Origin of the sequence: Bifidobacterium crudilactis, assembly GCF_000738005.1 — a bacterium.
Classification (GTDB): Bacteria; Actinomycetota; Actinomycetes; order Actinomycetales; family Bifidobacteriaceae; genus Bombiscardovia; species Bombiscardovia crudilactis.
Window position 1 is genome coordinate 830,998 of record NZ_JHAL01000002.1, and the last position, 16,879, is coordinate 847,876.

Genomic DNA, 16,879 nt, shown 5'->3' on the forward strand with positions numbered 1-16,879 from the left:
ATCAGTGAGCTCCTTCCATGACGCGCTCGTACACGTTCTCCCAAGCGCCAGGTTCATTGAAATCGACATTATCGCGTTGCGCCTGGTCCATGACCTTGGTCATGGCCAGATACTGCGTGGGGACCACATGGGTGAAGCGTGCGATCGCAGCAGGCCAGTTCGCGAGCAACTCCTTGGCGATGGCTGAGTCGCATTCCTCGGCATGGCGTTTGACCAACTCGTGAACAAGCGATGCATGGTTCTCGTCAAGAGGGAGGAACTGCAGCGAACCGTTCACCGCAGCGCTCGGGTTGACATGCGCCATGTCCAGATCAAGCACATAGGCGTTGCCTCCCGAGAATCCGGCTCCGAAGTTTCGGCCCGTCCTGCCGAGTACGACGACGGTTCCTCCGGTCATGTACTCGCAACCGTGGTCACCGACACCTTCGACCACGAAGGTGGCCCCGCCGTTGCGGACCGCGAAACGCTCCCCCGCCAATCCAGCGACGAACATCTGTCCGGATGTGGCTCCAAAACCTGTGACGTTGCCGCAGATCACATTGCTGTGCGGATCGAAGGTGATGTCCTCCGGAGGTCGAACAATGATGCGTCCGCCCGAGAGTCCCTTGCCTGCGTAATCATTGACTTCCCCATACACCCTGAGTGTCTCTCCACGCGGAATGAAGGCTCCGAGCGATTGTCCTCCGGAACCGTGCAGGGTGAGGTCGATGGTATCGTCCGGAAGCCCCTCGGCCTTGTATCGCCTGGTGATCTCATAGCCCAGCATCGTTCCGACGGTTCGGTTGACGTTGCGGATGGGCATTTCGATTCTGACGGGTTCCTTGCGTTCCAGCGCCGCCTGAGCAAGTTCGATGAAGCGGTTGTCGATGGCCTTCTCCAAGTCATGCTTCTGGTCGATGGTGTGATGCAGCACGGTACCCGGTGTGGGACCTGCGGGCGTCAGCACCTTACTGAGGTCTATTCCGCCTGACTTCCAACGCTTGATCGCCTCGTTCTGGTCCAGGCATTCGACGTGTCCCACCGCTTCTTCAAGCGTCCGGAAGCCGAGTTGCGCCAGAATCTCACGCACTTCCTCGGCGATGAACATGAAGAAGTTCACCACATGTTCGGGTTTGCCGGTGAAGCGTGCCCTCAACTCCGGGTCCTGTGTGGCGATGCCCTGAGGGCAGGTGTTCTTCTGGCAGGCTCGCATCATCACACAGCCTTCGACCATCAAGGCCGCGGTGGCGAAACCGAATTCCTCGGCGCCGAGCAGAGCGGCGACGACGACATCCCTTCCGGTTTTCAACTCACCATCGCACTGCACGACGATTCTGCTTCGCAAACCGTTGAGGATAAGGGTCTGCTGCGTTTCCGACAGCCCGATCTCCCAAGGTGTACCTGCATGTTTGATGGCATTCAGAGGCGCCGCTCCGGTGCCACCGTCATAGCCTGAAATCAGCACCACATCGGCATGGCATTTGGCCACGCCTGCGGCGATGGTGCCCACACCGAACTCCGACACCAGCTTCACATGGATGCGAGCCTTGGGATTCGCCATCTTCGCATCGTTGATCAGCTGCTTCAAATCCTCGATGGAGTAGATGTCGTGATGCGGTGGAGGTGAAATCAGCTCGACACCTGGTGTGGCATGACGCACCTTGGCAATCCACGGTGGCACTTTGGCACCTGGAAGATGCCCGCCCTCTCCGGGCTTGGCGCCCTGTGCGAGTTTGATCTGCAAATCCGTGGCGGAAACCAGATAATCGCTGGTCACGCCGAATCTCGCTGAGGCTAACTGCTTGATACGGCTTGTTCTCGCCGGATCGTTGATGCGGTCGTCGGATTCACCGCCCTCTCCGGAATTCGAGCGTGCACCCAGCTGGTTCATCGCGATGGCGAGGGTCTCATGGGCTTCCTGCGAGATGGAGCCGTAGCTCATGGCACCTGTCGAGAAGCGCTTGACGATTTCGGTCGCAGGTTCCACTTCGCTGATATCGATGGGTTTGCGCCCTGAATCGAACTTCATCAGTCCACGCAAGGTCATCAGACGATTGGAGGTGTCGTTGATATGCGCGGAATACTGCTTGAACATATCGTAGTTGCCACGTTGCGTGGACTGCTGCAGGAGGAAGATGGCATCAGGGTCATTGAGATGGTCTTCCCCGGTTCGGCGCCATTTGTAGTCTCCGCCGGTCCGCAGATTCCTATGAGGACGTGCCGTCCACTGAGTCGGATAGGCGACGCGATGCCTGATCGCGACCTCTTCGGCCAGTTCGGTCAGACCGACGCCACCGACGCGTGAGGTGGTACCGGTGAAGTACTCATCGACGGTCTGTTCACTCAATCCGACGGCTTCGAACAATTGTGAGCCACGGTAGGACATGATGGTGCTCACGCCCATCTTGCTCATGATTTTGAGCACACCAGTGCTCAGGGCCTTGATGAGGTTTTCGGAAGCTCGTGCAGCACTGACCTTCACATACCCCTTGGCCGCAAGGTTCTCGACGGATTCCAAGGCGAGGTACGGGTTGACACAGGCGGCGCCGTAGGCGATAAGCAGAGCCACATGGTGAACCTCCCTCACATCGCCGGCCTCCACGGCCAAGGAGACCTGGGTGCGGGTGTGACGTCGCAGAAGATGATGCTGCACGGCGCTCGTGAGCAACAGGGACGGGATCGGACCCCAGGTGTGGTTTGAATCGCGGTCCGAAAGCACGATGAAGTTCTTGCCATCGGCTATCGCCGCGTCGACCTCGGAGAAAATCTCCTCAAGACGGCGGTGCATCGCCTCGCCGCCGCCCGCAACCTGATACAGGCCACGTACGGTGTAGGGCTTGTAATATCCACCGAGAATCTTCGCCTTGTCCAGACGCTTCAACTGGGCCATCTGGTCGGAATCGACCACAGGCAGAGGAATCAGAATCTTCTTCGCGTGCAGCTCGGAATCCTCCAGCAGATTCGGCTCCGGCCCAATCGCCGATTCGAGCGAAGTCACGATCTCCTCGCGTTCCCAGTCCAAGGGAGGATTGGTCACCTGGGCGAACTTTTGCGTGAAGTAATCGAAGAGCATCCTCGACCGTGAAGACAGCACCGCCATCGGCGCGTCATTGCCCATCGAGCCGAGAGGCTCCTTGCCGGTATTGGCCATCGGAGCCAACAGCAGCTTCAAATCCTCTTCGGTGTAACCGAAGGCACGCTGTCTGCGCTGCACGGACATTCCAGAATGGCTGACATGTTCGCGGGTCGGCAATTCGTTCATTTCGACGCTGTTGCCCTCGACCCACTGACGGTATGGATGCTGCGCCGCCAGATTGCTCTTGATTTCCTCATCGGGAACGATACGCCCGGACGCGGTGTCGACCAGGAACATGCTTCCCGGTTCAAGACGTCCTTTGGCCACGATGTCCTGTTGCGGAATCTCGTTGAGCACACCGGCCTCTGAAGCCAGCACCACATGGCCGTCCTTGGTGAGCTGCCAGCGACCAGGACGCAAACCGTTACGGTCGAGCTGGGCTCCCACCAACGTGCCGTCGGTGAACACGATGTTCGCCGGGCCGTCCCACGGCTCGATCAGCGTGTTGTTGTACTCGTAAAAGGCCCTGACATCGGGATTGAGCGTCTGGTCCTTTTCCCACGCAGGCGGCAGCATCATCAGCACCGCATGAGGCAACGACCTGCCCGCAAGATGCAGAAGTTCCAATGTCTCGTCAAAGGTTCCGGAATCGGAATAGCCGGGCGTGTTGATAGGGAGCAACGGCGCCATCTCGCCGAGAGCCTCGGAACGTAGGCGACCCTCACGTGCCGAGACCCAGTTGCGATTGCCTTGAATCGTGTTGATTTCCCCGTTATGCGCCAACAGACGGAAGGGCTGAGCCAGCGGCCAGCTCGGGAAGGTGTTCGTCGAGAACCGAGAATGCACGATGGCGATTCGTGCCTTCATGCGCTCATCGGAAAGATCGGGGAAGAAGGGACGCAACTGTTTGGTCGTCAGCATGCCTTTGTACGTCAAGGTTCGCGTCGACAGCGAGGCGAAATACACACCCACCTCATGCTCGGCACGCTTGCGGACGCGGAATACGCGCCGTTCAAGATCGAATCCGGAAATATCCCCTTCAGCGGAGGCAAGGACCAGTGTCTTGAACGACGGCATCGTCGCCAAGGCCTGCAATCCAAGACCATCGGGATTAGTGGGGACCACACGCCAGGCGAGGACGGTCAGCCCCTCATCTCCCGCGATGTCGGCGATGCGCTGTTCCTGCTGGCTGCTGGTGGCAATGTCGCGGTCCAAAAAGGCCACACCTGCCGCATAGGCTCCCAATGCCGGCAATTCAACGTCTATGGTGGCACGCATGAATTCATCGGGCATGCTCACCAGAATGCCCGCGCCGTCACCGGTGTTCTCCTCGGCACCCACGGCACCGCGGTGATCGAGATTCATCAAAACCTCAATGGCGTTCTCAACGATTTGGCGTTCATCCGCCTTGTTGAGCGTGGCGACCATACCAACACCGCATGCGTCATGCTCCGCATTCGGGTCGTACATCCCGTGTGGAGCGTGGATCGTGAGATCTAGCGGGGCTTTTAAGGTCACCGAAATCACCTCTTCTATGGGCAGGGGAGAACCACAAGGGTCTCATTGACATTCCTTCACAGATTACAGCCTCCACACTCCAAACCCGGTTTTGACGTCCAAATTACGGCGGAGCGAGTCGCGCAAGCACAACTTCACCGGCCTGAAACACCAGTGATTCCAAGGAATTGGCACTGCTCATACGCACGAGCTCAATCCCTTGCCTACGCGCGGATAACATCGAACCATCCTGTCCGTGGATGAACATTCCTCTTCTATGAATGTCAGCAGTCGACCGCTTCCAGCACACGGGCAATCAAGGCATCGTTGAGCAAACGACCCCTGAGGGTCGGGACGATGACGGTTGAAGGCTCCTCGATAAGACCCTCATCATGCAGCTGCCTTAAGACTGATGCAGCTGGCTTAGAGGCGGAGACTTCCTCGATGCGGGACAAGGGCAAACCTTCGCGAAGTCGCAGACCCAGCATGACGGTCTCTTCGATATTCGCGGTACGGTGGATAATCTCGGTATCCTTCCACGGCAGAGCAGCTTGATTGAGTTGATGCGCCCAGACACGTGGGAAAGCGATATCCCAAGCTCTGATGCCGAAACATTCATCCATGTTGTGCTCGGGCAAGGATTCGTCAGTCAGATGACGACCTGTGCTTCGAGCATAATGCGAGTGGGCCCCTGGTCCGATGGCGGCCCAGTCAACATTGCGCCAATATCCCAGGTTGTGCCTTGACTCGAAACCAGGTACCGACCAGTTGGAAATCTCGTACCACCGCAGACCGGCATCGCCGAACAACCGGTCCGCAATCTCGTACTTGCTCGCCTCATCGTCGTCATCGGGCGAGGGCAACTCACCACGACGTACCTGACGTCCCATTTTGGTCGTAGGCTCCAATGACAACGCATATGCCGAAATATGGTTGACCTCGAGTTCCAGTGCTGTCTCGACGCTTACACGCCAATCTTCGACGCTCTCCCCCGGTGTGCCGTAAATCAGGTCGACGCTGACCTCAAGACCCACGCGCTTCGCGGCCGCCACATTCGCACTCACGTTCTCCGGAGTATGCGTACGATCCAAAGTCTTCAGCACATGCGGGACGGCCGACTGCATGCCGAAGGAGACTCTGGTGAATCCGCCGTCTTTCAACGCCGCCAGATACGATTCATCAACGGTATCGGGATTGGCTTCAGTGGTGATTTCCGCATCGGCTTCTATTCCCCAGGTATCCTTCACAGCCCTCACCATCCTGACCAGATCATCAGCGGGCAGAGTGGTGGGAGTGCCACCGCCGAAGAAAATCGTCGAAATCGGCGGTTCGCTGATGCCGTGTTCAAGCTGCCAGTGCCTGAGAATACCCATTTCCTTGATGGCCATATTCGCGAAATTCGACCTACTGGCACCCTCGCCAAGGTCTACCGCCGTATAGGTGTTGAAATCGCAGTATCCGCAGCGTCGGAGGCAAAACGGTACATGCACGTACAATTCAAAGGTCACGGTTTTCCCTCACCTATTTCTTCCTACACCGGCGCGGATTCAAAGTCCGCGTGATACCAAAATCTTTGCCTTCGCGCCTTTAGCAGGCGCTCACCAAGCCTATGCAAAGTGCACAGCACTTCGCACTTCACGGCTCGGCAAAGTGTAGGACATAACTGCACTAAAAGGACAGCTTTGTGCCAGGAAATCCAACGAAAAGCTGTCCTTTTATTGCAGTTATCTTTTTCTTCCCTGCTGCTCAGCCTTCCTTCTTGGCTGCGGCGCGGATTTTGTCCTTGGTGTCGCGGTCAGTGGAATCATCCGTACTCAATGCGGCGATGAAAGCCTCTTGCGGGACTTCCACCCTGCCAAGCATCTTCATGCGTTTCTTTCCGGCCTTCTGCTTTTCCAGAAGCTTGCGTTTTCTGGTGATGTCGCCGCCGTAGCATTTGGCCAGCACATCCTTGCGTAGCGCCCGAATGGTTTCACGCGCGATGATGCGCGAGCCAATCGCCGCCTGAATAGGAATTTCGAACTGTTGGCGAGGAATGAGCTCACGTAGCTTCTTCGTCATCATCACGCCGTATGCGTACGCCTTGTCGCGATGCACCACTGCGCTGAAGGCATCGACTTTCTCTCCTTGGATGAGGATGTCCACCTTGACCAGATCGGCGCTCTGTTCACCCGACTCGTGATAATCGAGACTGGCGTATCCCTTCGTACGGCTTTTCAGTTGGTCAAAGAAATCGAACACGATTTCCGCCAGCGGCATCGTGTAGTGCATTTCCACGCGTTCCGTACTGATGTACTCCATCGTACCCATCTGGCCGCGATGGTCCTGACAGAGCTCCATCACCGCACCGATGAACTCCTTGGGCGTGATGATGTCCGCGGCGACTACGGGTTCGACGATCCTTTTGACCTTCCCCTCAGGGAATTCGCTGGGATTGTTGACATGGTGCAATGTGCCGTCCTCCATCGTCACGTCGTACGTGACATTGGGGGCGGTCGAAATCAGGTCGAGATCGAACTCGCGGCTCAGCCGTTCGGCGACAATCTCCATATGCAGCAATCCGAGGAACCCACATCGGAAGCCGAACCCCAAGGCCACCGAGGTCTCGGGTTCGTAAATCAACGCGGCGTCGTTCAGCTTCAGCTTATCGAGAGCGTCCCTCAAGTCGGGGAATTGAGCGTTGTCGATAGGAAACAGACCCGCGTACACCATCGGTTTCGGATCACGATACCCGGGTAATGGAGCATCCGCACGGCGGCTTTCCGCGGTGATGGTGTCGCCGACCTTTGACTGACCGACATCCTTCACGCCGGTGATGACATATCCGACCTCGCCTGCGCCAAGGGCTTTCGTCGGCATCATATCCGGACTGATGACACCCAGTTCGATTGGGTCATGCACGGTGCCCAGACCCATCATGCGTATCTTCTCACGGGATTTCAGCTCGCCGTCGACCATACGGATATAGGTCACGATACCTCGGTACGAGTCATACACCGAGTCGAAAATCAGCGCACGGGCCGGAGCCGAAGCATCTCCCGAGGGTGCCGGGACCTCCTGCACGATACGGTTCAGCAGCTGCTCGACACCTTCGCCCGTTTTTCCCGAGACTCGAAGTACGTCACTGGTGTCGCAACCGATGAGACCGGCGATCTCTTCGGCATGCTTCTCAGTTTCGGCACTGGGCAAGTCAATCTTGTTGAGCACCGGGATGATGGTCAAATCATGCTCTATGGCCATGTACAGATTCGACAGCGTCTGTGCTTCGATACCTTGGGTGGCATCCACCAGCAGCACGGCACCTTCGCATGCGGCAAGTGCTCGTGACACCTCGTAGGTGAAGTCGACGTGACCGGGGGTGTCGATCATACCGAGCGTATATTCCTGACCATCAACGGTCCAAGGGACACGGACAGCCTGTGATTTGATGGTGATGCCGCGTTCCTGCTCGATGTCCATGCGATCAAGGAAACGATCGCGCATCTCACGGTCGGAGACGATATTGCTCAACTGCAATATGCGGTCGGCCACAGTTGATTTGCCATGGTCGATATGCGCGATAATGCAAAAATTGCGGATAAGCGACTGGTCGGTGAAACCAGCTTGGTTATTCGGCTCAGACACCAGAGTTGACTCCTTAACAGTTCTCGGGCCGCCTACGCAGCCCGATGTTCAACTCTACCCTGCTTCGCCTACGTCCCGGGTACCGAAACTGTGCAATCAGGCACGCGACACGCTACCGAGCCCACGCACCCCCATGCCGGATTGCACAGTTTCGACGTCAACGATGTTGTTTGGAGAATCAGGAGCGTCCGGCGAAACTCCTGGATACCAGTGCGAGAACGCAGAACAGCGCAAGAGCGAAGAGGAATGGCCGAATCGGCGCACCTGTCGACGCGATACGCCCGCCATGCGGCGGATTCGCCCGTGTTCCCGGCGGGTTATCCGGGTCATTCGGCGTGGGGTTGTCCGGTGATGGCGTTTCGGGTATCGGCACATCGAGGAATAGAGCACGATGCAGATTCGTGCTTCCAGCGTTGCTGCTGTCTATGACGATAACCTGGGAGTATAGGTTTTCGGGCAGTAGATAGCCCTGAGGTGCCTCAGTTTCCTTCCAGAAATATGTGCCGAAAACCACATCACCGATGGAGCATCTGCCACTGGCATCGCTGTCGCAGCGACCTATAGGTACGGAAGCTGCCTCGAGTGCGCTATCGACCGGCAATGACGAGGCGTCGCCGTCATAGCGGAACAACGCGAAGCCTGCGCCGGAAAGAGCACGTTCCGGATTATCCGCATCGGCTTTATGAACGGTCAGCGTCGAGCGTATCTGTTGGTCTGCGAGCGCCAAGGACGCGACTGCCGTGCCCGCATTCTCGGCGGTGACGTTCACCGCTCCCACCCACTGCGCATCATGCTGATACCCCTTCGGAGCGCTGCGCTCGGTAAACAGGTAGCGTGCAAAGTCATCGACGAATACGGTGCACATGCCGTCAAGTCCCGAAGTGCAGCTATTGATATACGCATCGCCATCGTCGACCTCACCATCGCCGTTGCTGTCCAGTGTGAGGTCGAATACGGCTCCTGCCAAAGCTTCGCCGGTCTGTGCATCGCTTTTGCGCACCTGCAGACTGGTTGTGGACTTCCTATCGCTCACCACGGTCGGAATCAGCAGATCAAGTCCGTCACCGGCGTTGAAGGGCTCGACATGCACCGTTCCCACCACGCCTTGCCGCAGCTCATATCCTGGTGGCGCAACGCTTTCGACCCACAGGAAGCTGCCGAAACCGTCCACTTCCACAGAGCATCTGCCGTCAGGATTGGCTGGGATAACTTCGGTGGTGCAGCTGTTGACCGCTGCATCGGCATCGTCGACCACTCCGTTGCCGTTGATATCCCGGAACAACGTGAACCGTGCCCCGGATAACGGCGTGTAATCATCGGCATCGACCTTGAGTACCGACAGCCGTGAACGCTTCGGCGCATCGCTTACCGTCCGGGTCAGAGATGTGATGGTGTCACTCAGCGTGAGTTCATACACCTCGTCCGAAAGCGTATACCCCAGAGGAGCGGAGAGCTCCCGCAGATAATAGCGTTGCCCAACGGTATTGACTGCGAGGTCTTCGAAGGTGCAGCTGCCATCGGCATAGGATGTGGTGCACTCACCCATGCGACTGTCTTCCGGTGTAAGCGCACCAGGGGTGTGGTCGTCGATGAACAGGACGTACCGTGCTCCGCCCAGTCTACGGCCGACATCGTCCGTGGCGGTCTTCACCACGGTGATGCTGCCGGGATTTCTGGGATTGGTGAATCGCAAGGCGGGGATTGCAGTACCGGCGTTCTCCGGGGTAATGTGCACCAAAGCCGATGTTCGATCCGCGGGCAGGGTATGCGCAGGAGGAGCAACCGTTTCCTCCCAGTAATACGAGCCGAATGCCAGACCGGTGACCTCGCAGATTCCGCTGCCGTCACTGGTGCACGAAGCGACCTTGTCGTCCCCGCTGTGATGGGTGTCTCCCGGAGTGACCGTGGGGTCGGCAGCACGATACAAATCGAATTGCGCTCCGGCCAACGGCGCTTGGGATATATCAACTTTCAGCAATCGCAGTGCCGTCTGTTTTGCCTCGTCCTCGAAGATGGTGGGTGCACTCTCGTTATGCGTGTCCGGCACCGTTATGCGATTCGGGTCGCCAACCACCTGCGAGGGCAGCTCATATCCGACAGGAGCCTGAACTTCCTTCCAGAAATAGATGCCAAGGTCCAATCCAGTGACCGTGCAACTGCCGGTTTCCGCAGCCGTCGTCACGCACGCATTCACCAGGCTCATCGTGCTTGGGTCGTACACACCAGTGCCCGAAGTGTCCCGATAGAGTTCGAACTTCGCTCCATACAGCGGTGCAGTCGTCTCCGCGTCGATTTTGCGCACAGTCAATGAACTCGGTTTCGCTCTATCCGCAACGGTGTACACGAATTCGGTCACTTCCGGATTGCCCTGCGCATCGTAACCCTCATCACTCAGGACGATAACCGGACTCACGCTCCTGGCGGGCAACTCGTACCCGAGGGGTGCCGTTCGTTCCTCAACGAAATATGCGCCGGGCGCCAATCGTTCGAATGAGCATTCACCCGATGAGGATGCCGTCCGACAGTCGTTCAGTTCCATATCGACAGCCGCCTCATATTGACCGTTGCTATTGCTGTCTGCATGCAATACGAATACGGCGCCTCCCAAGGGTTTTGAAGTGTCGGAACCACCATCGTCACCTCGGGCGAATTTCCGAACCTTGATGCTCCCGGAGGCCACAGGATCGTGGAACGCCACGGTCGGCAACTGGGTTCCGGCATTGCTCGCATCCACCGTAATCAATGCCGTTGTACGGTCCTTCGGCAAGGCATATCCGCTCGGAGCGCCGACTTCCTCCCAGAAATACGTGCCGAAGGGCAGTTGCGAGACCTCACATATCCCTGTGGCGTCACTGCTGCATTGCCCGACTTTCAGGTCCTCCGCAGCATGCTGATCTCCTGGCTGCTGCCCGGTATTCGCCGCACGGTACAAGGCAAATGAAGCACCTTCAAGAGCCGTCGAACTGTCACTCGCATATTTTTTCAGCTTGAGGTCGGTGAGTTTCTGCTCGTCGGACATAGTCACTGCGGAAGAGACACTGCCTCCCTGAGTGATTGACACCACCTCGCTCAGAGGATTGTCAGGTAGCGCGTACCCTTGTGGTGCGGCAATCTCCTTCCATACATAATTTCCGAAGTCCTCAAGCTCCACGGCACACGAACCGTAGAGTTCAGTACCTGGTTGATCGCCACGCGTTGTGCAGGAATCCACCGGACCGCCCACCGGTGTGTTGTCACTCACGCCACTCGCCTTATAGAGTTCGAATACGGCGCCCGCGAGCGCCGTGCCCTCGCTCTCATCGATTTTCCTGACCAATACCGAACTCTTCTGCGGAACATTGCCGACATGGTATTCATAAGTTGCCGCGTCGTCACCCGGTTCACCGGACACGGTGATGGCATTGCTGACCGGATTCGCCGGCAACTGGTATTCCTGCGGGGCATCGGTTTCGACCACGAAGTAGCTGTTCACACGATTGTTGGCGGTCGAGGTGTTGAGGTCCTGCACGGAACAGCTGCCGAAGCCGTCAGGGTCCGGTGTGTGCACATCCGATGTCGTGCAGCCGCCGACCTGTTTGTCATGGGCGATGTCAAAGTCCCCGGAGGAATCCGTGTCTTCGTAGACCATGAACGTCGCATCTGCGAGCGCTGTGGAGGTCAGCACGCCTTCACTGGTGCTGCGGAATTTGCTGATGACGATTTTCCCAGGATTCCTGGGATTGTTGAAGGTGTACTCCTGGTTCGTCCAAGCTGTCGTCCCGGCATTGCCGCTGTCTATCACAATCAGTTCCGAGGTCACCCTATGAGGCAGTTCGTAGCCTTCAGGCGCTATCTCTTCCACCCAGTAATACTTTCCCCAGGGCAATTGACCGACATCACACGTACCACTGGCATCAGTCGTGCAATCGTCAATTCTGGCGTCCGCAGGGTCAGGCGTTTCAGGGGCAACGCTGCCGGAGGGATCGGAATCCATGCGGTACAGGGCGAATTTCGCACCTTCCAGCGGGGCACCGCCTACGAGTGCAGTTTTGCGGATGCTCAGGGTGGTCCATGTCTGCCAATCATTCGCGGTCGTGACGGCGAACTGAGTAGCCTGCCCCACATTTCCTGTGGTTACTACTATCGGACTGAAACCACTGAGGCAATCAACATAGAAGCCTGTGCTATTCGGAAATGGACATGGGTTGAGATCGTAACCGCTTGGAGCGGTGATTTCCTTCCAGTAGTACCGGCCAAGTGTGGGTGCATTGACGGTACAGTTCTTGAGTGCGCCGCCCGTGGTGCATCGCCACACCTCGTCGTCTGACGCGCCGGGATTATTGCCTGCCATGCGGTATAAGCCATAGGTGGCACCGTCGACTATCTGCAGATCGTCAAGGCTCACTTTGGCGACCGTCAATGGCGTCGGCAACGCCGTATTCGACACTTCGGCGTCGCTTATAGCAATCGCATCCGGTTCGCTGGGCGTGTGCACGGTGATGCCGGAGAGTGCCGAACAGCCGTTCTCAACCACGACATAGCCAAACCCACTCGGTGCTTTGCACTCGCGGTATACATAGTCTCCTGGTGCCAAATCCTCGACACTGCAGCTACCGTCGGCGCCGGTCGTGCAGCTGCCCTTCAACTGGCCTTTGCTCACCCCGCCCGCATCGCTCCATACTTCGAATACCGCTCCCGCCAGCACCAGAGAAGTGTTCTGGCTGTCATCAGGGTCCTGCGCATATTTCAGGAAACGTATCTGACCTGGATTGCGTGGGTTATAGAACTGCATGGGACTTGGCGACGTGCCTGCGTTTGAGGCATTGATGTGCATTATCGCGGAGGTTCGACGCTCAGGCAGTTGCTCTCCTGCCGGAACCCCGGTCTCCTCCCAGAAGAAATCCCCGAAATCGGTGATGTCGAGGGAGCACACGCCGGTGATATCGGCGCTGGTGCAACTACCGATGAGGATGTCCGAGACGTCATGAACATCCCCTAAAGCCGTTGTTGGGTCTGCCTTGCGATACAAGGCGAAGGTGTAGCCCCCCGCCTTGTGGTACGAGGTCTCCAACAGTTGTTTCGCCCACTTTTCGACGGTGAGCGTGCTTCGTTCAGGCAGGTTCTTCATCACGATGGTTTTCTGAATGGAAAAGCCGAAGGTGATTTCGTTGTCCTGCCATGCGCCTTGCGATGCCGAATCCCATGCTTCAGGAGCTGAAGAGTTGTCGGTGGGGAACATGGCGAAACTGGCATAACCCGAGTCAACCGTCACATGGGTGGATTCACCGGCCTGCACGTTCCGGTACTTGCCCTCTGCCTGGGTCACCCAGGTGGCGGTATGGTCCTGTGGTCCAGTGCAGGGAAGATTTGTGGTGACCCCGCTTTCAGCGCGGGCGCATGTATCTTGGCCATAGTCGTAGGTCAACGCCAACGCTGTGCCGCTGTCCGCCCATTGTGACCTGTCGAACGACGATGCGCTTGGCGCTGTCTGTCCGAGCCCAAGCGTGAAGAGCTTCCCGGTAACACTGCTCAGATTCGCCAGTCTGTCGATGCCGGTGACCGGATCGTTCTGCCCTCGACCGACGATGGGAGCTTTGATGCGATTGAGCTCCAGTTCGACGGAGACCACGTTATCCGGGTCGTAGCTCCGAGCCGTGTACGCTTCACCTGCCGAAGGATTATTGGCACTGAGGTCACTGGTGCCTGCATCGGCGAAGTACCCTCCAGTCGAGTATGTCAGCGTAACCGCATTCGGATTGCTCTGGAAACCTTCGACTGGCGGAGTGCTTTCCTTGAGATAATACTGCCCGTACGAATACGGGTTCAGCACATCCGCCGCGGTGAAGGTCACGTATCCGTTCTCATCAGTGAATTTTCTGATGTCAGGGTCTGCGCTTCACTGCATGTACCCGCCTGCGTCGCCTCGGCGCACTGTTTGTCGGTGAATATGGTGAACCCAACATTGCGCAGCGGATTGCCGTCGACATCGACTTTACGCACTCTGATGAGCTCCGGGGTGTTGGGAATGATGATATCCGACACGCGCTGTCGTGAGAATGAGTTGTAATCCAGCAAAATCTTCTCCCCACCGTTGCCGGTGTCGAGATAGTACAGCACGTCGAAGTTCAGCTCGGTACGGTTCGGAATGTTGTAATCCGTGATCATGCCGGGGAGGTCGGTGGCTCCGACTCTGAACGTCGAGCCGTAGGGGTCGAAATCGTACACCTTCGCACTGCTGATGTCGGAGTTTTTCAACACCCCTGCGCTGTCCGTAGTGACGGCCATATATTGTCCCGCGGCGATATCGGTTTCCGGCATGATTTTTCGCCATCCGGTGGTGCTGGAACCGTTCATCAGATGGTAGCCGGTATGCTGCCACGAGCCAGAGGCATCCGGATTCGTCACCTGCGTATCGGCGTCGGGAAAATCCACATCATGATCGCCCGGAGCGTGCACCACGACGGCTTTCAATCCGCCCCCATCGGTGACGGCCTGCCTCACGTCGTTCAGGTCGAATACCGTTTTCGTTCCCTCGGGACATTGCCCGGAGGTGTTCTCGTTGTATCCCGGGCTGTCGCTTTCGCCCGGGCACCAACGGTATATCGATGAGTTCACCGGAGTGGCCCACGAGTCGAAACTGGTTTCCACACCGGTCTCGTAATAATTCACCACATTCAGAGTGCCGGTTCCTGGTATTACCGTGCCGTCCGCCTGGCTCACAGGAATGAATTCGAGTTTGATGGCATTAAGCAGCAGCGCATAGCCGGGTGGGGATTTCGTCTCTTTCAGCACGAAGTATGGTGTGGGGAATCTGCCGAAGTTCATCTGGGCTCCGGTCTGCTCATCCACGAAAGTGATGGCACCGTCCTCGTCCGTACTGAAACTCCCGACTTTCGTAGCTTCGTCCCCGGCAATGTCGTAGTCGGCGGCGGTATTGTACAAATCAAACTCAGCGGACTGCCCAGCCGGCGTCTGGACATTGTTCCCGGCGATGTCCGTTTTTTGAATATGGGCTGCCGGCATGTAATTCAGATTCGTCGTAATCTCCAGATTGGACTGGTAATTGCCACGTTCCAGGTAGAACAGTGAAAAGCGGTGTCGCGTGCCGTCGACGAAGGTCGAGCCCTGCCAGCCAGATGGAGGCGTCAGTCCCGCTGCGCTGTACTGCTGCTGCAGCGTGGTGGAGGTGATGACCTGACCGCTGTTGCCTTTGACGGTGACCTGACCCGTACGAAAATTTATGGACCCGCTCGCAGGCGCGTGAGACCCACCAAGATCGAGTATCAATGCGCCGTCGATGAAAATCCACATATCGTCGTCGCCCGAGAAATCGAACACCATGTCATCGCTGCCGACGACTCCCCCCAGCGGCTGTGTGAAGGTGGAAAGCATCCCGAGTCCGAAGAAATGATTGATTTTGGCATCCGTTGCACTGATGTCATTTGCTTCGCCATTGCTAAACACCTGCTCCGCAGTGTTGAAGGGGAAGAACTGTCCGACATTCGAACCGGTCTGTACCGCAGGCTTGTTGTACACGTCGAATTGGCTGGTTTCCTTGTTGTAGGACGCGAAATTCTCCTGGGAATTGTATTTCAGGTAGTTGCCGTCCATTTTGAAGAGGTTCGCACCGGTGACTTCGTAGTTCGCACGCCCTTCGTGCGGGACTGCCGGATTGAACAGATACGCCAATGAACCGTTGCCGTAACCGTTGAGAACGGGAAAATCGTCCTGCAGCGCCGGTTGAACTATTCCCTGCTTGACGGAATTGCCTGCGGAAAGATTGGTGGCATTCGACCCCCAGTTCGTCAGATTGCAACCCGAAGGCGGCCATTTCAAATCCTTTGCGAATTTCAACGCCTCGCCTTGAACACCCCCGCTGTTCAACGAGGCTGGCCCGTTGATACCCGATGTCAGAGCGCTCTTCCAGGCATTGCAGGTGGTCGGCGGCGTATTGTCCGGGACATCTTCGGCTGTCGTCCAGTAGTCGAAAAGTTGCATGGACGTCGAAGGCATGCTCACTGTGTCAATGGTGTTCAGTTCTGCGGCATATGCCGAATCAGGAGGTGCGACCATCAGGGCAATCAGCATCGCCACCACCATCAGTGCGGACACCATCACCCTGTTGCCTCTGTTGAACCTGACCGACAATGAGGTATCGGTGATGTCCGTCATAGTGACTCCCCTGCCCTTGCAAGTCGCAAAGCTCTGTGACTTGCCGTAACCGAAGCCAAGCCATACACGAATCATACATATTGTATGTTTTGATACATATAGAATAGCGTATGTCGAATGTTTCGTTCGTCCACAAGAAGGCACCGACTTTGGAATGGTCGACGGGACGTAGACCGTTGATGCCTTATCCGCCCATGCGTGTTAGACTGTGTCTTTGTCTGTCAAGAATTAGCACACACGTCGTTTGGAGTAACAGTGGCAAACATTAAGTCGCAGAAGAAGCGCGTCATCACTAACGATAAGGCGCACGAGCGCAACATCGCCGTCAAGAGCTCAATCAAGACGGCTGTGCGCTCAGTACATGAAGCCGTTGAGAGTGGCGACAAGGCAGCTGCCCAGTCCGCATATCAGCTCGCGGCCCAGCGCCTCGACAAGGCAGCCGGCAAGGGCGTGATTCACAAGAACCAGGCCGCAAACCGTAAGTCAGGTCTGGCATCGGCGATCAACGCGCTCTGATTCGCACAGCCTCACGGTTGTACGAGTGAATCCCCG

The 16,879-nt window shown here is 57.2% G+C and carries 6 protein-coding genes; 1 reads left to right on the forward strand and 5 read right to left on the reverse strand.

What is annotated here, in order from left to right:
- Position 1: 1 nt before the first annotated feature.
- The 5 genes from gltB to DB51_RS05820 form a co-directional block, all read right to left on the reverse strand.
- A complete protein-coding gene (gene gltB / locus DB51_RS05800) occupies positions 2-4,573 on the reverse strand; it encodes a glutamate synthase large subunit (RefSeq protein ID WP_034253951.1) in 4,572 nt (1,523 codons plus the stop codon).
- Positions 4,574-4,836: 263 nt separating this feature from the next.
- The gene (gene hemW, locus DB51_RS05805) at positions 4,837-6,060 is read right to left on the reverse strand and encodes a radical SAM family heme chaperone HemW (protein ID WP_034252494.1); all 1,224 of its coding nucleotides are present in this window, start codon (positions 6,058-6,060) and stop codon (positions 4,837-4,839) included.
- Between the two features lie 238 nt (positions 6,061-6,298).
- The gene (gene lepA, locus DB51_RS05810) at positions 6,299-8,176 is read right to left on the reverse strand and encodes a translation elongation factor 4 (RefSeq protein ID WP_034252496.1); all 1,878 of its coding nucleotides are present in this window, start codon (positions 8,174-8,176) and stop codon (positions 6,299-6,301) included.
- A 178-nt stretch (positions 8,177-8,354) separates the two neighbouring features.
- Positions 8,355-14,006, reverse strand: a complete 5,652-nt coding sequence (locus DB51_RS05815) for a SpaA isopeptide-forming pilin-related protein (protein WP_034252498.1) — start codon at positions 14,004-14,006, stop codon at positions 8,355-8,357.
- A complete protein-coding gene (locus tag DB51_RS05820) occupies positions 14,003-16,402 on the reverse strand; it encodes a hypothetical protein (protein ID WP_156958251.1) in 2,400 nt (799 codons plus the stop codon). Before DB51_RS05820 ends, DB51_RS05815 begins: the two co-directional genes overlap by 4 nt.
- Before the next feature lie 180 nt (positions 16,403-16,582).
- On the opposite strand from DB51_RS05820, the gene rpsT reads away from it, so the two are divergent.
- A complete protein-coding gene (gene rpsT, locus DB51_RS05825) occupies positions 16,583-16,843 on the forward strand; it encodes a 30S ribosomal protein S20 (protein ID WP_034252503.1) in 261 nt (86 codons plus the stop codon).
- Positions 16,844-16,879: the final 36 nt, after the last annotated feature.

Bases quoted from the DNA above. Each gene is read 5' to 3' on its own strand.
- DB51_RS05820 (WP_156958251.1), bottom strand. From the start codon at position 16,402: ATGATTCGTGTATGGCTTGGCTTCGGTTACGGCAAGTCACAGAGCTTT.